Origin of the sequence: Loktanella sp. M215, from assembly GCF_021735925.1 — a bacterium.
In the GTDB taxonomy this organism is placed as follows: domain Bacteria; phylum Pseudomonadota; class Alphaproteobacteria; order Rhodobacterales; family Rhodobacteraceae; genus Loktanella.
On the sequence record NZ_WMEA01000001.1, the window covers coordinates 1,206,215 to 1,232,452 of the forward strand.

Sequence of the window (26,238 nt, forward strand, 5' to 3'; positions counted from 1 at the left end):
CTTTCAGGTCAGAACGGCAGGGCCGCTTCAAGGACCTGCTGGCCGTAGCGGGGTTGCTGCATGTCGGTGATCTGGCCACGTCCCCCGTAGGAAATCCGGGCCGACGCGATCTTGTCATACGTGATCTCGTTCTGGCGGGTGATATCCGCCGGGCGCACGAACCCCGACACGGTCAATTCGCGCAATTCGAAATTCACCCGAACCTCCTGTTGCCCCTCAATGGCCAGAACGCCGTTCGGCAGCACGTCGGTGATGGTGGCGGCGACACGCAGCGTCAGCTTTTCGTTGCGCTTGACCGATCCGTCGCCCTGTGCGGTCGAATTCGAGTTCACGCCGACGGCACTGCCAAGGGATGCACCGTCCGGCAAGGCCTGGTCGATCTTTTGCGGCAGCCCGAAGAGGCTCGGCACGCCCATCGTCTGCGAGGCGGAGCGGGATCGGTCGGAGGAGTTCGAGATTTCGGCCTTGTCGTTGATTTCGATCACCACCGTCAGGATGTCGCCCTGCTGCATCGCGCGGCGGTCGCCCAGCAGCGAGCCGCGGTCGCCGGTCCAGAGCGATGCTTGCGCGCCGGGGACGTGCGGTGCGGTTTCAAGGTTTTGCGGCAGCGCGTAATTCACCATGGCCAGGCGGTCCGGTGTCGCGCCGAGCGGCGTCAGCTCTGGCGGCTTGCCGACGGGCGCGCTGGAACAGGCCACGCTGAGCATGAAGGCCCCCAGAGCCCAGAGTTGGCGGATATCAGTGCGAGACATGGGCTGCTCCATCCGCGCGGATCTGCGCGGTCACGGTTGCTTTGGACGTCAGGTTCATGACGCGGATGATTTCGCCGACGCCGCCGCGCCCCAGGGCGCGTCCTTCGGTCGTGATGGTCAGGCCGCCGACATCGTAGATGATCGGGATGATCTGGTTGCGGTCGACAATGGCCGGAAATCCCACATCGGCCGGCATCACCGGGCGCCCGGCGTAAAGCGCTGTCAGCGCCTCCATCCCGATCAGCAGCAAGGGGTCGTCGGTACCGCCGGGCACGTCGGTGGGCTGCACCAAAAGGTCATCCGGTCCGATCAGGGTCTGCGCCGGGATCGTGCGGGCGGCCACGATCGTATCGGCGGCTGCGGGACAGGCGATCATCGCTGCAAGCACGGTCAGGCGGATCATCGGATCTGCACCATGGACCCCAGCATCTGATCACTTGCGGTGATGACCTTGGAATTCAGCTCGTAGCCACGCTGTGCCTCGATCAGGTTGGAAACCTCCCTCACCGGATCGACAGAGCTGTCTTCGAGATAACCCTGTCGCAACGTGCCCAGCCCGTCTTCGCCGGCGACACCGACGGCGGGCGGGCCAGAGGCACCCGATTCGAGAAAGAGGTTGGACCCGATCGCCTCCAGCCCCTTGGGATTGGTGAAATTCGCGAGGGTGATCTGGCCCAGCAGGGCCGGTTGCACGTTGCCCAGAAAATTCGCATAGACCTCGCCCTGCGCGTTGATCGCGATCGACCGCGTATCGCCCGGTATCGTGATGTCCGGCACGACAGGGTAACCGTCCGCGGTCACCACCTGCCCGTCGCCGGTCATGTGCAATGCGCCGTCACGGGTATAGCCAGACGTCCCGTCCGGCAGCGTCACTTCGATATACCCCTGACCTTCGATCGCGACATCCAGATCGCCGCCCGTCGCGGCCAGAGACCCCTGCGCCATGATCATGCTGACGGAACTGGCCCTGACGCCAAGGCCCAGCTGGATGCCGGTCGGCAGGATCGTCCCGCTGGACGAGCTGATCGTGCCGGGGCGGGCGACCTGCTGATAGTGCAGGTCGGCGAAATCGGCGCGGCGGGCGTTGTAGCCCGTGGTCGACATGTTCGCGAGGTTGTTCGAGATCACCTCGACCCGCGTCTGTTGAGCGGTCATGCCTGCGGCGGCAATCTGAAGAGCACGCATGGGGACAGTCCTTGAGTTGAATTAGCGGCTGATCGCCTGGATGACACCGCGGATGCGGTTGTCTTCGGTTTCGAGAAAGCTCTGGCCCATTTCATAGGCGCGCTGCACCTCGATCATGCGGCTGACCTGCGCGATGGGATTGACGTTGCTGCCTTCGACGAAGCCCTGCAGCACCTGCGGCCGCGGGGCGGGGCCAAAGCCCGTTGCCGCCTCGAACAGGGTGCCGCCCTGGCGGCGCAGATCCAGCGGATCGTTCGGCACGACGACGCCGATCTGGCCCACGGCGGTTCCGCCCGCGCTGATCGTGCCGTCCGCGGCGATCCCCACCGCGCCTGCACCCGTCGGCACGAAAACCGGCGCGCCGCCGGCGTCGAGGACGCGGTTGCCATCCATCGTCACCAACTCGCCCGCGGCGTTGGGCGTGAAGTTGCCGGCGCGGGTCAGGCGCTGCCCCTGCGGCGTGTCGATCAGGAAATATCCGTCGCCTTCGATTGCCACGTCGAATGCGCCACCCGTCTGGGCCAGCACCCCCTGCGTCTGGTCGGTCAGCTTGATACGGCCGGCGGCCATCGACAGCGAATCGTCGTCCGGGCCAAGGTCGGCCACGAATTCCGAGAACATCATGCCCTCGGCCTTGAAACCCGCCGTATTGGCGTTGGCGATGTTGTTCGCCACCATCTGCAATTCGTTCATCAGGCCGGATTGCCGGGTCAGGGTGGCATAGATGGCGTTGTCCATGGATCAGCCTCCGGCAATCAGGGGAATGAGGGTGGCCTGAAAGAAGCCCACCAAGGTTTCGGTCATGAAGGCCATCGAGATCCAGAAGACGCCGACGATCGCCGCCAGTTTCGGCACGAAAGTCAGGGTCATTTCTTGGATCGAGGTCAGGGCCTGGAACAGGCCGATGGCCAGACCGACCACCAAGGCAACCGTCAGGATCGGGATCGAGATCTGGAACGCGATCCACAGCGCTTGACGCAGGGTGTCGTAGAAAACCGTCTCTTCCACGCGTCAGACCGGCATCCGCAGGATTTCCTGATAGGCCTCGACCACCTTGTCACGCACGGTGACGGCGGTCTGGACGGCCAGTTCGGTCTGGGCCAGGGCCTGCACCAGGGTGTGCGGATCGCCGCCCTTGGTCATCGTGGCCATGGCGGCCTGTTCGCCCTGTTGCAGGGTCGACAGGAAATCCTGTGCCGCCCCCGCCACCGCGGCGCCGGCCGACGGCTGCGCCCGGGTTGCGGCCAGGCTGCTGGCGTAGTTCTGTGCGACAAGCACGTTGCGGATATCCATTCTGGTGTCCTTCGGGTGTTAGTTGCGCAACAGGTCGAGCAGGCCCTGTTTCATCTGGCGGATCTGGTCGAACATCTTGAGGTTCGCCTCGTAGCTGCGGTTCGCTTCACGGGCGTCGGCGATTTCCAGCAGCATGTTGACGTTCGATCCGTCATAGCGGCCGGTGGCATCGGCGAGCGGGTTCGACGGATCGTAGATGCTGGTCAGTGGCGATTGATCCAGCCGCATCGGCCCGACTGCGACCGCGCCGGAGGTGCCGCGCAGAACCTCGTCAAAAGAGACGGTCTTGCGCCGGTAACCGGGTGTTTCGGTGTTGGCGATATTCTCTGACACATGGCGCAGCCGGGTGGCCTGCGCCTTCATCCCGCTGGTGGCGACGGTCATGGCATCGGTGAAAACGGTCATGGCAAACTCCTATCGGCCAAGGCTGCTGCGCAGGACGGTCATGGTGTGGCGGTAGATCGCCAGCGCTTCCTTGTGCATGCCGCCGGCTGCGACCGACTGCATCAGCTCGTCTTCGAGAGAGACGGTGTTGCCATTGGGCGCGGCCTCTCCGCCGCTGTCGACGTGACGGACGGCATCGACGGTGGGCGAGGCGATCAGGTGTCCGGGGCGGGTCGCCTTCATCTGGATCGGTCCGGTCCGGTGCAGGGTCGCCGCAAAATCGGTCAGTTTCTCGGCGTGATACCCGGGCGTGTCGGCATTCGCGATGTTGCGCGCGATCTGGGCCTGTGCGTCGCCGGCGTACTGCGCCATGGCGGCGGACGTGCGGAACAGGGCGAGTGATTGGAACATCGGGGTTTCTCCCTCGGTGGCGATGCACGGATCATTAAGGGGGATTCCTTAAAAGAAGGTGTGCTGCACAGGGACAGTTGTATGAACACGACATTATTCGACCGCATGGCCGCCTTGGTGGCTGACGCAACAGGTGATTTTGCCATCGGGCGCATTCGGGCCGTGACGGGGTCCTCGATCACGATCGCGGGGCTGAACCGCGTCTTGCGGCAGGGCGACCGGGTCGCGGTCGTTGCGCGGGATGCCACCGTGCGGGCGGATGTCGTCCGGCTGTCGGATGACATGGGCTATGCGCTGATCGACGGCCCGGCCGAAGGGATCGCGATCGGCGATCCGGTGCGCCTGCTGCACCGGGCGCGATTCGCGCCCGACGACAGCTGGATGGGCCGGGTCATCGATCCGGACGGCAAGCCGCTGGACGGGCGCGCCCTGTTGCCCGGCGTGGTCGAGGCCGATCTGCAGCGCCCGCCGCCCCCCGCGCATCACCGCCGCCCCCTTGGCGAGCGGATGGAGACCGGTCTCGCCGTGATGAATACCCTTCTGCCTCTGGTCAGAGGGCAGCGAATCGGCCTTTTCGCGGGATCCGGCGTGGGCAAGTCGTCGCTGCTGGCCGATCTGGCGCGGGGTGTGCGCGCGGATGTCGTGGTCATCGCGCTGGTCGGCGAGCGGGGGCGCGAGGTGCGTCAGTTCACGGAAACCGTGCTGGGACCGGAGGGGATGCGCCGCACCATCGTCGTCGCAGCCACGTCCGACCGGGCACCACAGGTCCGCCGCCGCTGCGCCTGGGCTGCGACCGCCGTCGCCGAACACTTTCGCGATCAGGGGTTGCAAGTGCTGTTGCTGGTCGATTCGGTCACGCGCTATTGTGAGGCGCACCGCGAGATCGCGGTCGTCGGGGGCGAGCAGGCGAATCTGCGCGGGTATCCCCCGTCGACCGCCGGTGCCATTGCGTCCCTGTGCGAACGGGCCGGCCCCGGTGTAGATACGGAAGGCCCTGACGGATCGGGCGACATCACCGCCGTCTACACGGTGCTGGTGGCGGGGTCCGACATGGATGAACCCGTGGCCGACATGCTGCGCGGCGTCCTCGACGGTCATATCGTGCTTGACCGCGCCATCGCGGAACGGGGCCGCTTTCCGGCGATCGACGTGCTGCGTTCTGTCTCGCGCGCCTTGCCCGACGCCGCCGACCGTGTCGAGAACGCGATGATCGGGGAAGCGCGGCGCCGCTTTTCGGCCTACGATCAGGCGGCGATGATGATTCAGGCAGGTCTTTACGAATCCGGATCCGACCCGCAGATCGACGCCGCCATCGCCTGCCGCGATCCGCTGGAGCAATTTCTGACCATCAAGGACCGGCGCAACATCGCGGGCCATTTCGCGGCCCTCAAGCAGGCGTTGAGCCATGCGACGCAAGGGCGGTAGGGGGCCAGCGACGCCGCCCTATCTGCGATAGCCCGCGCTTTGCAAAAGGCTCAACGCGATGGACCCGGCGGATGTCTGCGCCGCTGCGGCCGCTTCTGACCGGATCAGGAACAGCCGTACCATTTTCGTCTGCTGGTCGGGGGCTGTAAGATCGCCGACCTTATCGGTGCCGAACACGCTTTGGGCGCGGGATTTGAAGGTGTCCAGCTGCTGGTCCAGGTCGATGCGGGCGATCGAACTGGGCAATCCGAGGGCGGTTTCGACAACGGCCCGCACGGGGGCGTTGCCCATGATGGCAAACCAGCGCGCGTTGTTGGACCCGTTGTTCGCCACGATATCGCTCAGACCGCTGGACAGGTTCAGGGCTGACCGCAGATCGTTGTCCTGTTCGCCGACCGCACGCTCGAACTGTTTCTTTTCGTAAAGTCCGGTGATCGTCTCGGCAAAGGCGGCCTGCCCGGTACGCGGCAGATCACCGGCACCGAAACCGAAGGCACTGGAAAACGCGGCATAGCGCTTGTCCGCAAGGCGGCTGGAAAGGGCCGTGCTGGATGTCGTGCCATCGGTGAGGATCTTCTTGATGAAGAATGTGTTGTTGATGTCGTCGTCCAGCCCGAAGGCCCCGAGGGCCACCTGCAAGACCTGCCGGTCGGCCATCAGGTCGTCCGCCGTGCGGATGCCGGCGATCTTTTCGCGGAACTGATCGGTTGCCCGCTTGACTGGCGCACTGTTGTTGAAGGTGTCCTGCTGCTTTGGCAGCGTGCGCTGCAGGAAACTCCACCCGGCGTAGCCGCCAAAGGGCAGGATGGGTTGAAAGCTCATGATGCCTGCGCGGCGATCAGCCTCTCCTCGTAGGGCAGCAAGGCACGCAGGCATTTCAGCGCCCTGTAGAAGTCGCCGCCTGTCACCGCCGCCAGCGCCGCGCAGAGTTGCAGATGGCTGTCTTCGTCCATGAGTGCCTGGCGCAACTGGTCGATGCCACGTGTCAGCTGGTGGCGTGCGTCCTCTTCACTGGCGTCGCCGGACAGCACCAGCTGGGCAATGTAACAGACGCGGCGGACGGGCGTGTTCACTTCGTCCGGCCGAATGGCGTCACGCAGGCGCAGGATGTTCGCATTGGGCGTCAGGATCGACAATTTGCTGCGGCGATCACCGTTTTCGATGACGGCACCGTTGACGAGCACACGCTCGCGCGGGTTCAGCTTCAGGACCAGACCGGACATCAGCGTCTCTCGCTTGCGTTCAGACCGCGGATGATGGCGGTGTTGATATCAATAAGGGCCGAAAGGTCGGCCTCACCACGCAGGAATTTCCGGCTGTGCAGATCGGTGAACTCGGCGAGGTAGAAGATCTGCGCACGCAACGGGGTGGGCAGGGTGTTGCCGGAATCTGCGACGTCGATCGCCAAGGTCGACCACATCATGCGGTTGTCGTGAACAGCTTTCGCAAGGGTCGGGAAATCGGATGATTTGTGCGCCAATCGCGCGGTGATCTGCGTGATCACGCGTGCTTCGATGGCACGGGGCGTCTGGATGGCGGGCCGGTCGGGGGCGTAGGCCTTTTGGGCTTTCAGAATGGCGTTCACGTGATGTCCTTCCGGGACGAAGTGGAACGGAACGCGGTTTTACCGCGTGGAAAATCTTGCAAGCGTGGCCGGAGGCGGTTGTCCGCCTCCGGCCGGTTGGTTTAGCGGAACAGCGACAGGATCGACTGCGGCGCCTGGTTGGCGATCGACAGCGACTGAACGCCCAGCTGCTGCTGCACCTGCAGGGCCTGCAGACGGGCAGAGGCTTCTTCCATGTTCGCATCCACCAGAGCGCCGATGCCGGACTTCAGGCTGTCGGACAGGGACGAGATGAAGTTGCTCTGGATTTCGATCCGGCCTTCGGCGGAACCGAAGGACGCGGCTGCGTCAATCGCCGTCTGTGCCAGGCTTTCGAAGGCGGCCAGCGCGGCCTTGGCACCGTCAAGGGTCGACACATCGACCTTGCTGAGCAGTTCGAGGCCACCGCCCGCTTTGCCGCCTGTCGTCGTCGTCACGGTCGGTGCCGTTGTCGCGGTCCCCGTGTTGTTGGTAAAGGTGATGACCGCACCGGTGCGGGCCACCGTGATCGCCACGTTGTCCTTCTTGGCCTGGAAGGCGAGGTTGGCTTCCATGGCTTTGGCGATGTCGGTGACCGTGTCGCCGTCGCGGGCGACATAGCTGATGTCCGCGCTCAGGCCGAACGATGCCCCCGACAGCTTGTAGCCGTCGCCGGCCAGCACTTTGTTGCCCACACGTGCAGCGGTCGCCGTATCGCCTGCGATGGTGATCGTGCCTGTCGAGCCCAGAGCGGCGGTCGCGGCCGTCGCCACCATCGCAGTGGCGGCAAGGTCGGTCCCCGTGCCGGCCGTGGCTGTTTGCAGCCCAAGATCCTGCTTGCCAGCCGTAATGGTCGAGGTCGACACAGACCCGTCCGACTTGCGGTCCAGCGACGAGGTGATCAACACGTCACCGCTGCCCTTGGCCTTGACGGTGGCGGCGGTATTGGCGCCGACGGCCTTGTTATCCAGCAGGTTCAGGCCGTTCAGCTGGGCCGCGCCGGTGATGCTGCTGATCTGGTCACGCAGCGCGCTGAGGTCGGCCTGCAGCTTGTCGCCGTCGAAGTTTTCCTCGTTCGCGGCGATGACCTTGCTCTTGATGTCGTTCAGAAGGTCGGTGATCTTTTCCGCACCGTTGCGGGCGACCGACACGGTGGACTGCCCCAAGGACAGGCTTTCCGAGATGGCCTTGAAGCCTTTGACGTCGGATTCCATGACCTTGGAGATGGCCCAGACGGCGGAGTTGTCCTTGGCGCTGCCGACGGCCTTGCCGGTGGAAATCATCGACTGGGTCTTGCCCAGATCGCTGTTGATGGACTTCAGGGTTTGCAGCGCAACCATTGCGCCGTTGTTGGTCAGAATGCTGGACATGTTTTTGATCCTTTCGCGACAGCGTTTTGCTGATCGCCATGTGGGAAAATCACCCCGGGTGCCGGGGCAGGGACACGTCGTTCTGACGCTTGTTTCCGCATCTTCGGCGGCAAGATCATCCGTTTTGGATGTGCTCTTGTTGCCTGTTTCACTCTCAACACCGGGTTAACGGCCGATCGGAAGTTTCGCGCAATTTGAATGATCTGCGATCAGGCCTTGTGCTCGAGCGCGCCGGGACGACGGGCGACCGTCGTGCGATCGCCGTCGGCGGTATAGACGCTCAACCCGTTGCGCACGGCGCGCAGCGCGCCAAGACGCGACTGCGCCGCAGCGACGCCGTCCCGTGCGGCCGCCAGCAGGGCCGCGTTGCGTTGCAGGTCCCGTGCGATCTGATCGATCAGCCGCGGGGGCTGTGGATGTGACAGCATATCGTCGATAAAGGCGCCCTTGCGCGCAGCGAGGTCGGGCAGGTCGGCCAGATCACCCCGGCGCAGGGCCGCCCGCTCTTCGCCAAGAAGGGCGAGCAACGCGGTTTCGGCCGTCTTATGCATGGGCGCGCGTTTTCATTGCGTTGAACAGTGATTCGGCCAGACCGATTCCGCCAGCCGCTACCATGTCTTCGGCTTGGGCATCGCGCAGAAACGACGCAAAGCTGTCCTCGCCTTCGCCGCCGCTGAAGGCACCGCGCGCGGCGTCGAATCCCGCAGATTTCAGCATTTCGGACAGAAAGGTTGCTTCCAGCTTCTGGGCCGCGGCCAGAAGCCGTGCGTCGTCCGTCAGGGGAAGCGGTCGGGCCTGCGGCGGCACGACGGCAGGCATCACGGGAATCGGTGTCATCGGGACCTCTGATTTCGTTCTTTTTTCCGTTGTGCCTCAGAGCGGTGAAATTTTCGTAACCTTCTTGGGCGAAAAGGGGCTGTCCAGAACAGAAAGTCTCGCGATGCAGACAGCGATCGTCATGCCATCCCTCCCCCGGCCGGATCATCCGCCGACCGTGGAGCCGATTGTGCGGCCCGGTCCCGCCCAGTTGCCGCACGAGAGCTTCGAGACCGCACTCGCGAACCTGCAGAAGAAAGGCGGTGCAGCGCCACGTTTGCCTGCCCTGGCCGAAACCGAAACCGCCGAGATCGACAGCGACGCTCCCGAGGCTGGGGATGCGGACGAAGCGGTCGATCCTCCCGAGGCCGAGGTGACAGACACTCTCGTCGATCCGGTGATGGACGTGGCTTTTGTCGTGGTCGTGCCTGCACGGCCCGCAGCTGCGGTGGCGGCTCCGGTTGATGTGTCACGCGCCGTCACGCCGGGTCCCGCACCATTGATCGCGAATGCGCGCGATGCCGTGACGTCCCCTGTCCGCGACGGCGGGATTGTCGCGCATGCACATCTCGAGGCTCCGCCAAGCGCGATTGCGCCACCCGTCGCACCGCAGATGCCGGCATCCGGTGTCGAAACGGCCCCGGTTGTCCCGGCGGCCGCCATGGGCATTCCGGCGGTGGCGCGCCCGCCGATCACCGTGCCCGAGGACCGCACGCCTGCCGCCGCGACGGATCCGGCGCCGACGTCCAGCGTCGATGCGGGCTCTGTATCGCGTGTTGCCATCAATGTGGCGCGCGGTGCAGTCATTGATCGAAGCGCCGCCACAAGTCACGCTGCCAAAGCTGACGACGGCCCGCGGAGCGACAGATCGCGCGGGAGCAGCATCGGCCGCGCGGCACCTGTGGTCGCAAACGGTCCGGCGCCGATCGTTCCGCCGACGCCGCCATCCCTGCCGATCAGCAGCAGGCCCACCATCAGCGCGGTCGACCCGGCAGAGCCGATTGCGACACCCGGGGGCCTCGCGACGATTGCGGGGCCCGAGGCGGCGGTCCTGTCGGTCGCCTCTGCCGGTTCGCCGCTGGTGACGGCCCGGTCCGACATGGGATCTGCGCGGCCACAGACGCCTTTGCTGGCGCAGCATGTCGCGCAACAACTCTCCGTGGCTCTGCACAGGCAAGCGGGAGGAGCGACGGATATCGCGCTGGATCCGGTCGAACTGGGGCGCGTCCGCATGACGGTGACGGCCCACGATCAGACGATCACGATGGTCGTGGTGGCCGACCGGCCCGAAACTGCGGATCTGATGCGCCGCCACGTCGATGTCCTGCAACAGGAATTTCGGGGGCTGGGATATACCTCGGTCAATCTGACGTTCGAACGGGGTCAGGACAGACCGGCCACCCCGTCGCAGGACGGACCAAAGGCCGGGGGGGCCTACGCCGACACGGCCCCGGATGATGCGCCTTCAACCACCGCCGCCACGGCCGGTGTCGCCCGTCGGGCGGCGGACGGCAGCCTTGATTTACGCCTTTAGGAAGGGTCCGATATGACAACGATCACACCAACGCAGACACAGACATCGCCCGTCACCGCCGCGAATGCGACAGCGATGACGGGGGGCAACAGCAACATCAGCGCCGACTTCGAGACGTTCCTGAAGATGCTGACGGTCCAGATGCAGAATCAAGATCCGCTCAATCCGGTCGATTCGTCCGACTATGCGACCCAGCTCGCGACCTTCTCTGGCGTCGAGCAGCAGGTGCAGACGAACGATCTGCTGCGCGCCTTGACGGGACAGATGAACACCGGCGGGTTGATGCAGCTGGCCGGATGGGTCGGCATGGACGCGCGCGCGCCAGTACCGGCCTATTTCGACGGGGCGCCGGTGACCGTGGTGCCGAATGTCCAGCGCGGGGCGGATGCGGCGCAGCTGGTCGTGCGCGACGCCGACGGGATCGAGATCCAGCGCCTGACCATCGCAACCGACAATGCGCCGGTCACATGGGCGGGGGTGACCACAGATGGTGCGCCCCTGCCGCGGGGATTCTATGCCTTTGACACGGTCAGCCTCGCCGCAGGAGAGGTCGTGGCCGAGGCGCCATCTGAAATCTACGCCCGCGTGACCGAGGTGCAGGTCACGGGTGGCGTGAATACGCTGATTCTGGCGGGTGGCAAAAGTGTGCCCGCATCCCAGGTCACGGCGGTGCGAGAGGCGTCCTAGACCAGCGCCTGCACGAACCAGGCGGCCCCCACGATCACGCCACCCAGCGCCATCCACGACAGCCGCGCGCGGCGGCGCTGCGGCCGGGGCGGCGGTGGCGGGTTGTTCAGGCGGATCAGCGCATCTTCTGCCAGCCGGGGCAGTTGCGGACCGAACCGCGCCAGTACCAGCGCTGCCTTGCGCAGGTCGTTCAGCAGGGCGCGGGGGCCGATGGATTTGCTGACATAGTCGGTCACGATGGGCTGTGCGACCTGCCAGATGTTCATGTGCGGGTCCATCGACCGCGCGACACCTTCGACCACGACCATGGTGCGTTGCAGCAGGATCAGCTCGGTGCGGGTCTCCATCCCGAATCGCTCCGTCACCTCGAAGAGATAGGACAAAAGCCGTGCCATCGAGATGCGGCTGGCATCCATGCCAAAGATCGGCTCTCCGACCGCGCGCAGGGCGCGGGCGAATTCGTCGACGTCCTTGTGGGCGGGGACGTAGCCTGCCTCGAAATGAACCTCGGCAACCCGTTGATAATCCTTGCGGATAAAACCGAACAGGATCTCGGCGTAAACGCGACGGGTATATTCGTCGATCCGCCCCATGATGCCAAAGTCATAGGCGATGATGTCGCCGTTGGCCCCGATCTTGAGGTTGCCCTGATGCATGTCGCCGTGGAAATAGCCGTCGCGCAGGGCGTGCGACAGGAACAACTGCAGCACGCGCGCCGCCAGCACCCGTCGGTCTAGGCCAGCGGCGTCGATGGCGGCGTTGTCGCCGGCGCTGATCCCTTCGACCCAGTCCAGCGTCATCACGCGGCGGCCCGAGAGGTGCCAGCGGATGGACGGCACCTGGAACCCTTCGTCCTTCGCCGTATTCGCCGCGAATTCGGCGGCGGCAGAACTTTCCAGCCGCAGGTCCAACTCTCCCATCACCACGCCTTCAAAGTGGGTGATGACCTCCATCGGGCGCAGGCGGCGGGACGAGGGCGACAGCACCTCGATCACCTTGGCCGCGAAATAGAAGGCGTCGATGTCGCGCCGGAACGCCCGTTCGATGCCGGGGCGCAGGATCTTGACGGCGACCGCCTCGCCGGTGTCGGCCAGATGCGCCTTGTGGACCTGCGCCAGCGAGGCGGCGGCAACGGGTTCGGAAAAGCTGGAAAAGATCTGGTCGACGGGCAGGCCCAGTTCGCGCTGCACCTCGGCCTTGGCCTCCGCGATCGGAAAGGGCGGCAGCTTGTCCTGCAGAACCCGCAACTGCACCGCCATCTCGTCGCCCACCACGTCGGGCCGGGTGGACAGGACCTGCCCGAACTTGATGTAGGCGGGACCCAGCGCCGTCAGCGCGCGGGGCGCTGGCGGCACGGTGGGATCGCCCTTGTAACCGAGCCACTTGAACGGCCAGACCACGCCGCGCAGCACGGCCCGCAACAGCGGCGGCGCCTCGACCGCGTCCATGATGACGGCCATGGCGCCGGTGCGTTCCAGCGTCGCACCGGTCCGGATCAGGCGGATGATATTGTGGGGTCCGCGCACTTACAGCTTCCAGCCGGAGTGTAGTGCCGCCACGCCCATCGTCATGTTGCGGTACTTGGCATTGTCGAAGCCCGCCGCGCGCACCATGCCAAGGAAGGTGTCCTGATCGGGGAAATTCCGGATCGATTCGACGAGGTATTGATAGCTGTCGCGGTCGTTCGCGATCAGCTGCCCCATGCGCGGGATCACGTTGAACGAATAGGCGTCGTAGGCCTTCTGCATCAGGGGGTTGGGCAGCTGGCTGAACTCCAGCACCATCAGCCGGCCGCCGGGCCGCAGCACGCGGAAGGCCTCGTTCAGGGCCTCTTGCGGGCGGGTCACGTTCCGGATGCCGAAGCTGATCGTATAGACGTCAAAGGTGTTGTCGGGGAACGGCAGCGCCATCGCGTCGCCCACGACCCAGTCCAGCTGGTCGTGCATCCGCTCTGCCTCGGCCCGCTTGCGGCCGGCGATCAGCATCGGTTCGGTCAAGTCCAGCACGGTGGCGTGGCCCGATCCCGCCCGTTTCAGAAAGCGGAACGCGATATCGCCGGTGCCGCCCGCCACATCCAGCAGCTTTTGCCCCGCGCGCGGCGCCAGCCAGTCCATCATCGCGTCTTTCCACAACCGGTGGACGCCGCCGGACATCACGTCGTTCATGATGTCGTATTTGCTGGCGACCGAGGAAAAGACGCCACGGACGCGGCCCGCCTTGTCCTCTTCCCGCACGGTCTCGAAGCCGAAGTGGGTGGTCTTGTCGCTGTCGGTCATGGCTTGCGGTCCTGTCTGTGTCGCCCCAGATGTAGGGTGCCGCGACGGTCCTACAACGTCGCCACTGCCTAAGGAACACCCGATGCCCGAATTGCCAGAGGTCGAGACAGTGCGTCGCGGGCTGGCCCCCGTGATGGAAGGGCAGCGGATCACGCGGGCCGAGGTCAACCGCCCCGACCTGCGCTGGCCCTTTCCCGACCGCATGGCCGACCGTTTGACGGGCGCGCTGATCGAACGGCTGCGGCGGCGGTCGAAGTATATTCTGGCCGATCTGGATACGGGAGAGACGCTGCTGATCCACCTCGGCATGTCGGGGCGGATGCTGATTTCGGGCGCCATGCTGGGTGATTTCCACCACGATCACCCGGCACCTGCCAAGCACGATCATGTTGTGCTGCACATGGGGCAGGGGGCGCGGATCACCTTCAACGATGCACGCCGCTTTGGCGCGATGGACCTCATGGGCACGCTGGACGCGGATGCGCACTGGCTGATGCGCGATCTGGGGCCGGAACCCTTTGCCAATGATTTCAACGAGGATTACCTTGTCGCGCGATTGCGCGGACGCAATACGCCGATCAAATCCGCCTTGCTGGACCAGCGGATCGTGGCGGGCCTTGGCAATATCTACGTCTGCGAGGTGCTGCACCGCGCCCGTATCCATCCCGCCCGCAAGGCCGGCCGCATTGCCGCCGCGCGTATCGCCGGGCTGGTCCCCCTGATCCGTCAGGTGCTGGATGAGGCCATCGCCGCCGGCGGATCCTCCTTGCGCGATTACAGGCAGGCCGATGGCGAACTGGGCTACTTTCAGCACGGATTCGCGGTCTACGGCCGCGAGGGTCAACCCTGCGTCACCCCCGGTTGCCCCGGCACCATCGCGCGGATCGTGCAATCCGGGCGGTCGTCGTTCTTTTGCCCACAGTGTCAAAGATAGCTTGAACGCGGCCGCACTTTTGCGCATCACATGAGGTCTGACCAGTAAAACGGAGGGCCGCATGGCCTACGAGACCATCATCGTCGACACCTCCGACGATATCGCCGTGATCCGGCTGAACCGGCCCGACGCCCTGAATGCCCTGAACCAGAAGCTGCTGGGCGAGCTTTGCACGGCGCTGGAGGACGCGGATGCCTCCGACAAGGTGCGCTGCATCATCATGACCGGGTCCGAAAAGGCCTTTGCCGCCGGGGCCGATATCACGGAAATGGCCGACAAGACCTTTGTCGAGATGACGACGCAGGCGTTCTTTCAAGAACCCGCCCGCCGGATCGAGGCGATCCGCAAGCCGATCATCGCCGCCGTGTCCGGCTATGCGCTGGGCGGCGGGTGCGAGCTTGCGATGATGTGCGATTTCATCATCGCCTCCGACACCGCCAAGTTCGGCCAGCCCGAAATCAACCTGGGCGTCATCGCCGGCATGGGCGGCACGCAGCGGCTGGCCCGCTATGTCGGCAAGTCCAAGGCGATGGACATGAACCTGACGGGCCGCTTCATGGACGCCGAAGAGGCGCTGGCCTCCGGCCTCGTCAGCCGCGTCGTCCCGGCCAAGAAGCTGATGGACGAGGCACAGGGGGCCGCGCAAAAGATCGCGGCCAAGTCGATGCTGGCGGCGATGGCGGCCAAGGACACGGTCAACCGCGCGTTCGAGACGACGCTGGCCGAGGGCCTGAATTACGAACGCCGCAGCTTTTACGGCCTCTTCGCGACGCAGGACCAGAAAGAGGGCATGGCGGCCTTTCAGGAAAAGCGCGAAGCGCAGTTCCGCGACAAGTAACGCTTGCCTTTTGCGCGGGGCCGGTTTATCGGCCCTGCGACATGCGCGTGATGCCCGCTTTGGCAGATCAGTCCGGTAATGAACCCGGTGGGCCTCTCGGGCGCTGAGAATTATTGTATCGACCTGAACAAAAGGCCCAAAATCATGGCAAACAGCCCCCAGTCCAAAAAACGCGCAAAGCAGAACGAAGCCCGCTTTGCCGTCAACAAGATGCGCCGCTCGCGCATCCGCACCTTCCTGCGCTCTGTCGAAGAGGCGATTGCCGCCGGCGACCAGACCGCCGCTGCCGCAGCCCTGAAGGCCGCACAGCCCGAATTGATGCGTGGCGTCAGCAAGGGTGTCGTCCACAAGAACACCGCAGCGCGCAAGATGTCGCGCCTGTCCAGCCGCGTCAAAGCGCTGGCCTGACGCAGCGTCATTCGGTCCGCTGTTGCCGGATTGCACAGGTTCAAACGCACCTTTCGGGGTGCGTTTTTTTATGCCCAACGTGCCTGTGAAGAAAGTTTTGTGACGTTTCAAAGACGTCAGAGATTCTTAATCCTCCGGACATGAGTCAAGCGCGTTGTTCGGTTGTGGCCGCCGCAAACCCCTTGCTAGATTGCACCTGCGATTCACATCGTTCCGGGGGGGACATGGGGGATTGCGGTGCAGGCCAAGTGTGACGGGGTCGTGGAATGACCCGAACGTCACCGCCGTTTCAGACGCCGCGATCCATGCTGCCAGACTGTCAGGCCATGACGCGATCATGGTTTCACCGGTCGGCGTGACCGACCTGTGGCACAGCGTTTGCTGTCGCCCATTGGCGTGTCCGTGATCCTCCTGCGTCCTGCTGCGATGCGCAGGTTCCGCTCCGGCGGAACCCCTGCGCAAGACGGTTTGGGGCCGCGTGTGATGCACCCTGTCCGGTCCGCTGCTGCGGTGGACCACGGCGGGGCGTGTCATGGAATGCAGCGTGAACGTGACGGGCTGAACGGGTCCGTGGGCAGGTTATTTGTATTGAAAGAAGAAAAAGATGAGCGATGACGTGTGGGGGCATGTACTGGCGGATCTGGAAAAGGAGATGAGCAAGGCCAAATTTCAAAGCTGGATTGCATCCTTAAGTTTTTCCGGCATCGAGAACCGGACCGCCCGGTTCGAGGTTCCGACGACCTTCATCGGCAATTACGTCGATCAGCATTTCAGCGACCAGATCGTCTATGGTTTCAACCGCGCGGGCAGCGCTGTCGAACGCCTGCGGTTCGAGGTCTGTGCCACCCGGCGTGAACCGACCATGCCGCAGCCGGTCGCCGCAACGGCGGCCAAGGCTGCAACCTCTGATTTCGGCGATCATCAGGACCCGCTGGGCCTGCCGATCGACCCCCAGCTGACCTTTGACACTTTCGTCGTGGGCAAGCCGAACGAGCTGGCCCATGCCGCCGCCCGCCGCGTGGCCGAAGGCGGCCCGGTGACCTTCAACCCGCTGTTTCTGTATTCCGGCGTCGGTCTGGGCAAGACCCACCTGATGCACGCGATCGCCAACGAACTGGCCCGGCGCCAGCCCGAATTACGCGTGCTCTACATGTCTGCCGAACGGTTCATGTACCGCTTCATCACGTCGCTGCGCGAACGCAAGATGATGGAATTCAAGCACGCCCTGCGGTCCGTCGACATCCTGATGGTCGACGACGTGCAGTTCATGGGCGGCAAGGATTCCACGCAAGAGGAATTCTTTCACACCTTCAACGCGCTCGTCGATGCCCGCAAACAGGTCATCATTTCCGGCGACCGCGCACCGGGCGAGATCAAGGAGATGGAAGACCGCATGCGGTCCCGTCTGCAGTGCGGTCTGGTCGTGGACCTCCACCCCACCGATTTTGAACTGCGCCTTGGCGTCTTGCAGTCCAAGGTCGAGCGTCAGCAGGAAATCTATCCGGGGCTCAAGATCGCGCCGGGCGTGCTGGAATACCTCGCGCACAAGATCACCAGCAACGTCCGCGTGCTGGAAGGCGCGCTGGTCCGCCTCTTTGCCCACGCCAGTCTGGTCGGGCGCGACATCGACCTGGAACAGGCGCAGGACTGCCTGTCGGACATCCTGCGGGCCAATGACCGCAAGGTCAGCGTCGAGGAAATCCAGCGCAAGGTCAGCGAGTATTACAACATCCGCCTGTCCGACATGGTCGGCCCCAAGCGGGTCCGCAGCTTTGCCCGGCCCCGTCAGGTCGCGATGTTCCTGTCCAAGACCCTGACCAGCCGGTCGCTGCCTGACATCGGCCGCCGTTTCGGCAAGCGTGACCACACCACGGTCATGCACGGCGTCAAGCGGATCGAGGAGTTGCGCCAGACCGACAGCCAGATCGCCGACGATCTGGACATCCTGCGGCGCGCGCTGGAACAGTAAGCGCGCCACAGTCGGCGCAAAAACGCCCGAAACATCTTGAGCATGGCGCAAAAAGCGGTAGCGTCGCGGTCCCGGACCTCGGGATCAACGGCGGAGCGAGACCTATGAAATTCAGCATCGAACGGGCCAGCCTTTTGAAGGCCGTGGCGCAGGCGCAATCGGTCGTGGAACGCCGCAACACGATCCCGATCCTGGCCAACGTGTTGATCGAGGCCGAGGGCGACACGGTCCAGTTCCGCGCGACCGATCTGGATATCGAAGTCGTGGACCGCGCCCCCGCCAAGGTGGACCGCGCCGGCGCCACCACCGTCGCCGCCGTCACGCTGAACGAGATCGTGCGCAAGCTGCCCGACGGATCCCTCGTCACCCTGACCGAAGACGGCGCCACCGGGCGGCTGACGATTCAGGCGGGCCGGTCGAACTTCTCTCTCGCGACCTTGCCGCGCGAGGATTTCCCGGTCATGGCGACCTCTGACTACACCACCAATTTCAGCGCGCCCGCCCCGGTGCTGCGCCGCCTGTTCGACAAGGCGAAATTCGCGATCTCGACCGAAGAGACGCGGTATTACCTGAACGGCGTCTACATGCACGTGGCCGATGGCGACGGCGGACAGGTGCTGCGCTGCGTCGCGACCGACGGTCACCGTCTGGCCCGCATCGATGCGCCCCTGCCTGAAGGCGCGGCCGGCATGGCCGGCGTGATCGTGCCGCGCAAGACCGTGGGCGAATTGCGCAAGCTGCTGGACGACGACGAATTGCAGGTCGCCGTCAGCGTGTCGGAAACCAAGGTGCGCTTTGCCACGCCGGACATCACCCTGACGTCCAAGGTCATTGACGGGACGTTCCCCGACTACACGCGCGTCATCCCGCAGGGGAACACCCGCCGCATGGAAGTCGACGCCGCCGAATTCGCCCGCGCCGTGGACCGGGTCGCCACCGTCAGCAGCGAACGCAGCCGCGCGGTCAAGCTGCAACTGGACGAGGATCGCCTGATCCTTTCCGTGAACGCCCCCGATTCAGGCGCCGCCGAGGAAGAACTGGCCGTGGCCTATTCCGACGAGCGGCTGGAAATCGGCTTCAACGCGAAATACCTGCTGGAAATCGCAAGCCAGGTGGACCGCGAGAATGCGGTCTTCATGTTCAACGGCTCTGCCGACCCGACCCTGATGCGCGAAGGCAACGACATGTCCGCCGTCTATGTCGTCATGCCGATGCGGGTCTAGGATTTCGGTTTTTGACAAAACCGAGCCTCCGGCGGAAGTATTTTTGACCAGAAGAAGGGCGGACTCGCGATGACCGGTCTGAAGGTCGCGCGGTTGCAACTGTCGCATTTCCGGTCGCACCGGCGGGCCGAGGTCGTGGCCGACGGGCGGCCTATCGCCATTCACGGACCCAACGGTGCGGGCAAGACCAATCTGCTGGAAGCGGTGTCGCTGCTGTCGCCGGGGCGCGGGCTGCGGCGGGCGGGGGCAGAGGACCTCGTGCGCCGGCCAGAGGCGCTGGGCTGGAAGATCTTTGCCGACGTCACCGCCGGACGGCAGACGGTCGAGATCGTCACCGGGGCCGAGGCGGGCCAGTCGCGCAGCGTGCAGGTCGACGGCAAGGCCACGACCCAGACGGCGCTGGCGGCGATTCTGCGCGTGCTGTGGCTGGTGCCGGCGATGGACCGGCTGTGGATCGAGGGGGCAGAAGGGCGGCGACGGTTTCTGGACCGCGCGACCCTGAGCTTCGTGCCGTCCCACGCCGAGGCGACGCTGCGCTATGACAAGGCGATGCGCGAACGCAATCGCCTGCTCAAGGACATGGTCCGCGACGCCCACTGGTATGCGGCCTTGGAGGGGCGCATGGCCGAGGCGGGCGCCGCGGTGCAGGCGAACCGCCGCACCGCCATCGCCGCCCTCATGGCGGCGCAGCAGGATGCGCAAACCGCCTTTCCCACCGCCGCCCTGACGCTGGTCGAAGGCAGCGCGGATGCGCAGGGTGTCGACGCCTTGCGCGCGGCCCTTGCCAACGGTCGCCCGCGCGATCTGGCGGCCGGGCGTACGCTGACGGGGCCGCATCGCAGCGATCTGGACGCGGTCTTTGCCGACAAGGGGGTGCATGCCCGCGACTGTTCCACCGGAGAGCAGAAGGCGCTGCTGATCAGCCTGATCCTGGCCAATGCGCGTGCGTTGATGGCCGAGACCGGGCAGCCACCGGTGCTGTTGCTGGACGAGGTGGCCGCCCATCTGGACACCGCCCGACGCGCGGCCCTTTATGACGAGGTCTGCGCGCTGGGTGCGCAGGCCTGGATGACCGGAACGGAGGTGCAGTTGTTCGATTCCCTTGGCGTGCGCGCCCAGTATCTGGCCGTGACCGACGGCCCTGACGGGTCTGTCGTGGTCGCAGGCGGGGCGGCATGATGCGGATCGACGTGATCGCTGAACTGCAACTGACCGCCGCCGACGATGCCGCGATCGCGGCCCTGCTGCGCGAGGCCTTTGAGGAGGATTTCGGCGGACGGTCGTTCCACATGCAGCGGCATCATGTGCGGATCGTGGCCCGGGACGCAGGCGCACTCGTCGGGCATATCGCCCTGCTGATGCGCGAGATCCGTCTAGACGACCGCCTGACGCCGGTAATCGGCGTGGCCGAGGTCGCGACCCGTGCGGATCGCCGCGGGCAGGGCATCGCCGCGGCCATGCTGGCAGAGGCCATCGCGCAGGCGCGCGGGTCCATGGCCCGCTTCATGGTGCTGTTCGGCGACCGGCCGATCTATGCTGGCTACGGGTTTCGGCCCGCGACGAACCAGCTGACATGGTCGGCGCTGGACGACGTGCGCAGCACAGGAATCCGGACCGGGGTCGACGCAGGGCTGATGGTCCTGCCGCTGCGCGATGAGGTCTGGGACGATGCGGCGCCGGTCGATCTGGTGGGGCACGTCTTCTGATGACGATCACGCTGACCGACATGGCGCTTTATGCGGCCGCCCTGTTTGCGCTGTTCCTGACGCCGGGGCCGGTCTGGGTGGCGCTGATCGCCCGCACCCTGTCCGGCGGCTTCAACGCGGCCTGGCCGCTGGCGCTGGGCGTCGTGGTGGGCGATGTGCTCTGGCCCTTGCTTGCGATCCTCGGCGTCACATGGATCGTGTCGGTCTACGCGGATTTCATGGTCGTGCTGCGCTGGGTCGCCAGCGTCACCTTCATCGTCATGGGTCTGCTCATCATCCGCAACGCGGGCCGCACCATCGGGTCCGACAGTCGCCTGACACGTCCCGGCATGTGGGCCGGGTTTCTGGCGGGCGTGGCGGTGATCCTCGGCAATCCCAAGGCGATCCTGTTCTACATGGGCGTTTTGCCGGGGTTCTTCGACCTGACCCGCCTGACATGGCCCGACATCGCGGCGATCTGCTGTCTGTCGCTGGTTGTGCCGCTGACGGGCAACCTGATCCTTGCGTATTTCTTCGGACGCGCCCGGGCGCTGTTGCGCTCGCCCGAGGCGGTGCGTCGCACCAACCGCATCGCAGGCACCCTGCTGATCGCCGTCGGCTGCGTCATCCCCCTGATCTGACCGCGGCGTCCGCCATTCAGATGACTAGGCCCACCGCCGCGGCCCCCTTAGACTGCAAGTCCAGAGACCGGAGGATCCCCGATGTACCCGAAAACCGCCCTGCTTGTGTTCTGCCTGCTTTGCGGACCGGTGCAGGCGCAATCGCTTCTGTCAGGCGTCGACATAACCTCGCCCGCCATGACAGAGGCGACGATGACCCGGGACGAGGTCATGCAGGCCCTGTCGCAGGGCGCGGCGGACCTGACCGGCGCGCGGCTGAATGGTCTGGACCTGTCGGGCGTCGACTTTCAGGGCGCGACCCTGCGGCTGGCGCGGCTGAACAAGGCCGATCTGACGGGGGCGAACCTCGACGGTGCGACCCTTGACCAGGCCTGGCTGATGGAGGCGCGTCTGGACGACGCCAGCCTGCGCGGGGCGCATCTGTTTCAAGCCCAGCTGATCGGCGCATCGGCGCGGGGTGCGGATTTCACCGATGCGCTGGCCTCCGGCAATTTTACCAAGGCCGATCTGACCGGCGCGCTGTTCACCGGGGCCGATCTGGGGGCGGAACTGGGGAATCAATCCATGGGTCTGATGCGGGGTGATCTGACCGGCGCGATTGCGACAGGCGCCGATTTCACCGGCGCCCGGCTGGTGCGGACCGTGCTCAGCTTTGCGATCCTGACAGGCACTGATTTCAGCGGCGCCGACCTGTCCACGGCGAACCTCGCCGGGGCCGATCTGACCGGCGCGCGCCTGACCGGTGCCGACATGACCGACACCGATGTGACCTCTGCCAAGCTGCGCGGGTTGGTGGATACGGACGCGTCCGTGCTGACCCCGGCGCTGAACCTGAACCGGGCGCTGCGCGACTAGCGCGCCGCGCTGTGCGGGGCCACAAAATATGGTGCGTCAGGCGTGACATAGTCTGACAAAAAGCATATATTTTGCGGGTAATAGACAGGAAATTCCCGCATGTCCGACGATACCGCCGAAAATGCCGCATACGGCGCTGATTCCATCAAGGTTTTGAAGGGGTTGGAAGCCGTCCGCAAGCGGCCCGGCATGTATATCGGTGACACCGACGATGGGTCGGGCCTGCACCACATGGTCTACGAAGTCGTCGACAACGGCATCGACGAGGCGTTGGCCGGTCACGCCGACCACGTTTATGTCCGCATCAACGCGGATTCCTCGGTCTCGGTCGGTGACAACGGCCGCGGTATCCCGGTCGACATGCACAAGGAAGAGGGCGTTTCGGCGGCCGAGGTCATCATGACCCAGCTGCACGCGGGCGGCAAATTCGACAGCAATTCCTACAAGGTGTCTGGCGGTCTGCACGGCGTCGGCGTCTCTGTCGTCAACGCCCTGTCCGACTATCTGGAACTGCGCATCTGGCGCAACGGCAAAGAGCATTACGCCCGCTTCGAAGGGGGTTACACGACCGAAAGCCTGCGCGTTGAAGGCGATGCCAATGGCCGCAAGGGGACGGAAGTCCGCTTCCTCGCCAGCCTCGCAACCTTCTCCAACCGCGACTTCGATTTCCATACGCTGGAAAAGCGTCTGCGCGAACTGGCGTTCCTGAACTCCGGCGTGCGGATCATTCTGGAAGATGAACGCCCCGCAGAACCCCTGCGGACCGAACTGTTCTACGAAGGTGGCGTCAAGGAATTCGTGAAATACCTCGACCGGTCGAAATCCTCGATCCTGCCGGAACCGATCTATGTGCGCGGCGAGCGTGACGATATCGGGATCGAAGTCGCGATGTGGTGGAACGACAGCTACAACGAAATGGTGCTGCCCTTCACCAACAACATCCCGCAGCGCGACGGCGGCACGCATATGGCCGGCTTCCGCGCCGCCCTGACGCGAACGATCAACAACTATGCCCAGACGTCAGGCATCGCGAAGAAGGAAAAGGTCAGCTTTACCGGCGATGACGCCCGTGAAGGTCTGACCTGCGTGCTGTCGGTCAAGGTGCCCGATCCGAAATTCTCCAGCCAGACCAAGGACAAGCTGGTCAGCTCCGAGGTCCGCCCTGCGGTCGAAAACCTCGTCGGTGAAAAACTGGCCGAGTGGTTCGAGGAGAACCCGAGCATCGCCAAGGTCGTCGTCGGCAAGATCGTGGAGGCCGCACTGGCCCGCGAGGCCGCCCGAAAGGCCCGCGACCTGACCCGCCGCAAGACCGCGATGGACGTGAACTTCCTTGCCGGGAAACTGAAGGATTGCTCTGAAAAAGACCCGTCGAAAACCGAAGTCTTCCTCGTCGAGGGCGATTCTGCCGGCGGGTCCGCCCAGACCGGTCGGGATCGTGGCACGCAGGCGATCCTGCCGCTGAAAGGTAAGATCCTGAACGTCGAACGCGCGCGGTTCGACCGGATGCTGGGCAGCCAGGAAATCGGCAACCTCGTCATGGCGCTGGGCACCGGCATCGGGCGGGATGAGTTCAACATCAAGAAGTTGCGCTATCACAAGGTCATCATCATGACCGACGCCGACGTTGACGGCGCGCACATCCGCACCCTTTTGCTGACCTTCTTCTTCCGCCAGATGCCGGAACTGATCGAGGGCGGTTACCTCTATATCGCGCAGCCGCCGCTTTATAAGGTCGCGCGCGGCAAGTCAGAGGTCTACCTGAAAGACCAAGCCGCGATGGACGAATACCTGATCGAACAGGGCATCGAAGGCGCCATGCTGCGTCAGGGCAACGGCGAGGAAATCAGCGGTGCGGACCTGCGCCGTGTGGTCGACGATGCGCGTCAGCTCAAGCGGGTTCTGGATGCGTTTCCAACGCATTACCCGCGCCATATTCTCGAACAGGCCGCTATTGCCGGGGCCTTTGCCCCCGGTGCCGTGGCAGAAAACCTGCAAGGTGTCGCCGACAAGATCGCCGTGCGCCTGAACCTGATCGCGCTCGAATGGGAACGCGGCTGGCAGGGCCGGATCACGCAGGACCACGGCGTTCGCCTCGCCCGCATCCTGCGCGGCGTGGAAGAAGTCCGCACCCTCGACGGCGGCCTGCTGCGCTCGGGTGAGGCGCGCAAGACCGGCACGTTCACGCAGGCTCTGCAGGACGTCTACGACCTGCCCGCGACGCTGGTCCGCAAGGACCGCAGCCAGCTGATTCACGGCCCCCTCGACCTGCTGGCCGCGATCCTCGAAGAAGGTGAACGCGGCCTGTCGCTGCAGCGTTACAAGGGATTGGGAGAGATGAACCCAGAGCAGCTTTGGGAAACCACCCTCGACCCCGACGCCCGCACCCTGCTGCAGGTCAAGGTCGACGACGTGGCCGAGGCGGACGATCTGTTCACCAAGCTGATGGGCGACGTCGTCGAACCGCGCCGGATCTTCATTCAGGACAACGCCCTGAACGTCGAGAATCTGGATTTCTGACGGGCTGTAGGATCGCGCATAATCGTGCGCGATACCCAAAAGGTTGCGCGATTTTCCTAAAGGTTTGCGCGGGCAATGCCGATACCTATGAGATACCTGAGCATCAGACGCGAGATCGAAGGCAGCCTGCCCACCGTGGCGGAACTCCTTCGCCAGAAAGGTGAGCACGATGCCCTCCGCGCTATGAGCCAGGCGGATATCGAGATCGAGGAAGTTGGCTACGACAACTGGAACGGTGGCACCGAGCTCTGGACTGTCTTCCTTCGCGTCCCGGTCAGCGTTTTCGTATCGTTCGAGGACCGCCGGGACGAGATCGCCGGGATCATCTCGAAGAACCTCAAGGTCGTCGCGGGCCAGGACAATGGATACTGGGTGAGCGCGGCGATCTCGCCGATGCGTGCGCCGCCGCCGGATCGGCGCCTACCGAACGGGAAGATCGGCGAACGGACGCGCGCGGCCATCCTCGATGAGATGCGTGCCAGGGAAACTGTCTGGCACGGTGCCTTAAATGAAATCGCTTTCCTCAGCCGCATCTTTAATCTGACCTCCCTACCTTCTCATGACAGCCGGTTCCAGAACGCCCAGCAGGACATCTGGCAGCACTGCATCAACAACTTCGACTGGCCACAGGACTGGGTCTACAGTGACCCGCGCTTACGTCTCTATGCTGCCGATGAGGATATCTTCCTGACGTTCATCTGCGAGGTTCTTCATCCCATCGTTCGCAAAGACGACTTGGAGCAGGACGCGCTCGCCAGGGCGTTCAATGGTCACCTACGGGCTGACGGGTGGGAGCTCGTCGAGGATGCCATCATCGATGGACGGCCGGCTTATGTGCCGCAACTCAAGGTTCACGCCTTGGGTGGATCGGTCCAGCGCATCAAGGCCGTCGCGGCTACCTTGAACTCGGACACGCTCTACGAGGATTTACGGCGCCTTGAGCGTATCGGCGACAGCGAGCCAGGCGAGGCGATCGCCTTGGCCAAGGAAATCGTAGAGAGCTGCTGCAAGCTGATCTTGGATGATCGGAGGGTAGAATATTCAGAAAAGGCGGAGATCCCCGAACTGCTGAAGCTCCTCCGCAATGAGATCAAGATCATGACGGACGGGATCGACGAGAGCGCCAGAGGCGCGAATGAAATTATAGGTATTTTGACCAGCTTGGGGAATATCGCTCACTCTCTCGCTCCGTTGCGGAATGCATACGGCAAGGGCCATGGTCGCGGGCGAGAATTCAAGGGGCTTCAACCACGCCATGCCCGCCTTGCGATTGGGGCCGCCAGCACTTTCGTCGATTTCGTATTGGATCGTCACCTGTCCCAAAGGTAGACCGGAGTAGTCAGATCAACGTCCGTCCTATCTCGTAGTGAAACTACGGTTTGCATGTTCGATCTTATTATAGAAAGGGCGGTAAGCCGACCTTCGCTGCGCTTTGCGGCGAGATCCGGTGTGC

General features: G+C 64.5%; 30 protein-coding genes. 14 read left to right on the plus strand and 16 right to left on the minus strand.

Going from position 1 to position 26,238, the window contains the following annotated elements; translation table 11 throughout:
* Positions 1-8: 8 nt before the first annotated feature.
* The 8 genes from flgH to GLR48_RS05880 are packed head-to-tail and all read right to left on the minus strand — an operon-like array spanning position 9 to position 4,025.
* Positions 9-752 (minus strand): flagellar basal body L-ring protein FlgH, encoded by a 744-nt coding sequence (gene flgH / locus GLR48_RS05845; protein ID WP_442915764.1) that lies wholly within the window; start codon positions 750-752, stop codon positions 9-11.
* Positions 739-1,155: a flagellar basal body P-ring formation chaperone FlgA gene (flgA, locus tag GLR48_RS05850; RefSeq protein ID WP_237059585.1), complete on the minus strand. Its 417-nt coding sequence runs from the start codon at positions 1,153-1,155 to the stop codon at positions 739-741. Before flgA ends, flgH begins: the two co-directional genes overlap by 14 nt.
* Positions 1,152-1,937: a flagellar basal-body rod protein FlgG gene (gene flgG, locus GLR48_RS05855; protein WP_237059587.1), complete on the minus strand. Its 786-nt coding sequence runs from the start codon at positions 1,935-1,937 to the stop codon at positions 1,152-1,154. Before flgG ends, flgA begins: the two co-directional genes overlap by 4 nt.
* Positions 1,938-1,958: 21 nt before the next feature.
* Positions 1,959-2,675, minus strand: coding sequence for a flagellar hook-basal body complex protein (locus tag GLR48_RS05860; protein WP_237059588.1), 717 nt, complete (start codon positions 2,673-2,675; stop codon positions 1,959-1,961).
* A 3-nt stretch (positions 2,676-2,678) separates the two neighbouring features.
* Positions 2,679-2,945, minus strand: a complete 267-nt coding sequence (locus GLR48_RS05865) for a flagellar biosynthetic protein FliQ (RefSeq protein WP_237059589.1) — start codon at positions 2,943-2,945, stop codon at positions 2,679-2,681.
* Between the two features lie 3 nt (positions 2,946-2,948).
* Positions 2,949-3,230: a flagellar hook-basal body complex protein FliE gene (gene fliE, locus GLR48_RS05870; protein WP_237059590.1), complete on the minus strand. Its 282-nt coding sequence runs from the start codon at positions 3,228-3,230 to the stop codon at positions 2,949-2,951.
* 18 nt (positions 3,231-3,248) lie between these two features.
* Positions 3,249-3,635, minus strand: coding sequence for a flagellar basal body rod protein FlgC (gene flgC, locus GLR48_RS05875; protein WP_237059591.1), 387 nt, complete (start codon positions 3,633-3,635; stop codon positions 3,249-3,251).
* 9 nt (positions 3,636-3,644) lie between these two features.
* Positions 3,645-4,025 carry a FlgB family protein gene (locus GLR48_RS05880; RefSeq protein WP_237059593.1) on the minus strand — a complete coding sequence of 127 codons (381 nt, stop codon included), beginning with the start codon at positions 4,023-4,025 and terminating at the stop codon, positions 3,645-3,647.
* Between the two features lie 81 nt (positions 4,026-4,106).
* Between GLR48_RS05880 and GLR48_RS05885 the strand changes: the two genes are divergently transcribed.
* Complete coding sequence (locus GLR48_RS05885) at positions 4,107-5,450, plus strand: FliI/YscN family ATPase (protein ID WP_237059595.1); 1,344 nt, start codon at positions 4,107-4,109, stop codon at positions 5,448-5,450.
* 18 nt (positions 5,451-5,468) lie between these two features.
* On the opposite strand, the gene GLR48_RS05890 is transcribed toward GLR48_RS05885, so the two are convergent.
* The 6 genes from GLR48_RS05890 to GLR48_RS05915 form a co-directional block, all read right to left on the minus strand.
* On the minus strand, positions 5,469-6,272 hold the full coding sequence (locus GLR48_RS05890) for a DUF1217 domain-containing protein (RefSeq protein ID WP_237059597.1): 804 nt from the start codon (positions 6,270-6,272) through the stop codon (positions 5,469-5,471).
* Positions 6,269-6,673 carry a flagellar biosynthesis repressor FlbT gene (gene flbT / locus GLR48_RS05895; protein WP_237059599.1) on the minus strand — a complete coding sequence of 135 codons (405 nt, stop codon included), beginning with the start codon at positions 6,671-6,673 and terminating at the stop codon, positions 6,269-6,271. The genes GLR48_RS05890 and flbT overlap by 4 nt, the downstream gene beginning before the upstream one ends.
* On the minus strand, positions 6,673-7,035 hold the full coding sequence (gene flaF / locus GLR48_RS05900) for a flagellar biosynthesis regulator FlaF (RefSeq protein WP_237059601.1): 363 nt from the start codon (positions 7,033-7,035) through the stop codon (positions 6,673-6,675). Before flaF ends, flbT begins: the two co-directional genes overlap by 1 nt.
* Positions 7,036-7,136: 101 nt before the next feature.
* Positions 7,137-8,402, minus strand: coding sequence for a flagellin (locus GLR48_RS05905; RefSeq protein WP_237059603.1), 1,266 nt, complete (start codon positions 8,400-8,402; stop codon positions 7,137-7,139).
* 209 nt (positions 8,403-8,611) lie between these two features.
* A complete protein-coding gene (locus tag GLR48_RS05910) occupies positions 8,612-8,953 on the minus strand; it encodes a flagellar protein FlgN (protein ID WP_237059605.1) in 342 nt (113 codons plus the stop codon).
* Positions 8,946-9,239, minus strand: coding sequence for a rod-binding protein (locus GLR48_RS05915; protein ID WP_237059607.1), 294 nt, complete (start codon positions 9,237-9,239; stop codon positions 8,946-8,948). Before GLR48_RS05915 ends, GLR48_RS05910 begins: the two co-directional genes overlap by 8 nt.
* Positions 9,240-9,360: 121 nt before the next feature.
* On the opposite strand from GLR48_RS05915, the gene GLR48_RS05920 reads away from it, so the two are divergent.
* Together GLR48_RS05920 and GLR48_RS05925 are read left to right on the plus strand one after the other, a co-directional pair.
* Positions 9,361-10,752 carry a flagellar hook-length control protein FliK gene (locus GLR48_RS05920; protein ID WP_237059616.1) on the plus strand — a complete coding sequence of 464 codons (1,392 nt, stop codon included), beginning with the start codon at positions 9,361-9,363 and terminating at the stop codon, positions 10,750-10,752.
* A 12-nt stretch (positions 10,753-10,764) separates the two neighbouring features.
* On the plus strand, positions 10,765-11,439 hold the full coding sequence (locus GLR48_RS05925) for a flagellar hook capping FlgD N-terminal domain-containing protein (RefSeq protein WP_237059617.1): 675 nt from the start codon (positions 10,765-10,767) through the stop codon (positions 11,437-11,439).
* On the opposite strand, the gene ubiB is transcribed toward GLR48_RS05925, so the two are convergent.
* Entirely contained in the window at positions 11,436-12,965 is a 1,530-nt protein-coding gene (gene ubiB, locus GLR48_RS05930) for a 2-polyprenylphenol 6-hydroxylase (RefSeq protein WP_237059618.1), read from the minus strand. The two genes, GLR48_RS05925 and ubiB, sit on opposite strands and share 4 nt — an antisense overlap.
* Positions 12,966-13,715, minus strand: a complete 750-nt coding sequence (gene ubiE / locus GLR48_RS05935) for a bifunctional demethylmenaquinone methyltransferase/2-methoxy-6-polyprenyl-1,4-benzoquinol methylase UbiE (protein ID WP_237059619.1) — start codon at positions 13,713-13,715, stop codon at positions 12,966-12,968.
* A gap of 82 nt (positions 13,716-13,797) precedes the next feature.
* On the opposite strand from ubiE, the gene mutM reads away from it, so the two are divergent.
* From mutM to GLR48_RS05990, 11 genes are all read left to right on the plus strand, one after another.
* Entirely contained in the window at positions 13,798-14,649 is an 852-nt protein-coding gene (gene mutM / locus GLR48_RS05940; protein WP_237059621.1) for a bifunctional DNA-formamidopyrimidine glycosylase/DNA-(apurinic or apyrimidinic site) lyase, read from the plus strand.
* 61 nt (positions 14,650-14,710) lie between these two features.
* Positions 14,711-15,487 carry an enoyl-CoA hydratase-related protein gene (locus GLR48_RS05945; RefSeq protein ID WP_237059623.1) on the plus strand — a complete coding sequence of 259 codons (777 nt, stop codon included), beginning with the start codon at positions 14,711-14,713 and terminating at the stop codon, positions 15,485-15,487.
* A 144-nt stretch (positions 15,488-15,631) separates the two neighbouring features.
* Positions 15,632-15,895 carry a 30S ribosomal protein S20 gene (rpsT, locus tag GLR48_RS05950; RefSeq protein WP_237059624.1) on the plus strand — a complete coding sequence of 88 codons (264 nt, stop codon included), beginning with the start codon at positions 15,632-15,634 and terminating at the stop codon, positions 15,893-15,895.
* Between the two features lie 604 nt (positions 15,896-16,499).
* Positions 16,500-17,864, plus strand: coding sequence for a chromosomal replication initiator protein DnaA (gene dnaA / locus GLR48_RS05955; RefSeq protein WP_237059625.1), 1,365 nt, complete (start codon positions 16,500-16,502; stop codon positions 17,862-17,864).
* A gap of 104 nt (positions 17,865-17,968) precedes the next feature.
* Positions 17,969-19,087, plus strand: a complete 1,119-nt coding sequence (dnaN, locus tag GLR48_RS05960) for a DNA polymerase III subunit beta (RefSeq protein ID WP_237059626.1) — start codon at positions 17,969-17,971, stop codon at positions 19,085-19,087.
* A 69-nt stretch (positions 19,088-19,156) separates the two neighbouring features.
* Entirely contained in the window at positions 19,157-20,266 is a 1,110-nt protein-coding gene (gene recF, locus GLR48_RS05965) for a DNA replication/repair protein RecF (protein ID WP_237059627.1), read from the plus strand.
* Positions 20,263-20,793 carry a GNAT family N-acetyltransferase gene (locus tag GLR48_RS05970; protein ID WP_237059628.1) on the plus strand — a complete coding sequence of 177 codons (531 nt, stop codon included), beginning with the start codon at positions 20,263-20,265 and terminating at the stop codon, positions 20,791-20,793. Before recF ends, GLR48_RS05970 begins: the two co-directional genes overlap by 4 nt.
* Positions 20,793-21,413, plus strand: coding sequence for a LysE family translocator (locus GLR48_RS05975; protein ID WP_237059629.1), 621 nt, complete (start codon positions 20,793-20,795; stop codon positions 21,411-21,413). Before GLR48_RS05970 ends, GLR48_RS05975 begins: the two co-directional genes overlap by 1 nt.
* 81 nt (positions 21,414-21,494) lie before the next feature.
* Positions 21,495-22,268, plus strand: a complete 774-nt coding sequence (locus GLR48_RS05980; protein WP_237059631.1) for a pentapeptide repeat-containing protein — start codon at positions 21,495-21,497, stop codon at positions 22,266-22,268.
* A 99-nt stretch (positions 22,269-22,367) separates the two neighbouring features.
* Positions 22,368-24,785, plus strand: coding sequence for a DNA topoisomerase (ATP-hydrolyzing) subunit B (gene gyrB, locus GLR48_RS05985; protein ID WP_237059632.1), 2,418 nt, complete (start codon positions 22,368-22,370; stop codon positions 24,783-24,785).
* 87 nt (positions 24,786-24,872) lie between these two features.
* Entirely contained in the window at positions 24,873-26,114 is a 1,242-nt protein-coding gene (locus GLR48_RS05990) for an abortive infection family protein (protein WP_237059633.1), read from the plus strand.
* Positions 26,115-26,238 lie beyond the last annotated feature (124 nt).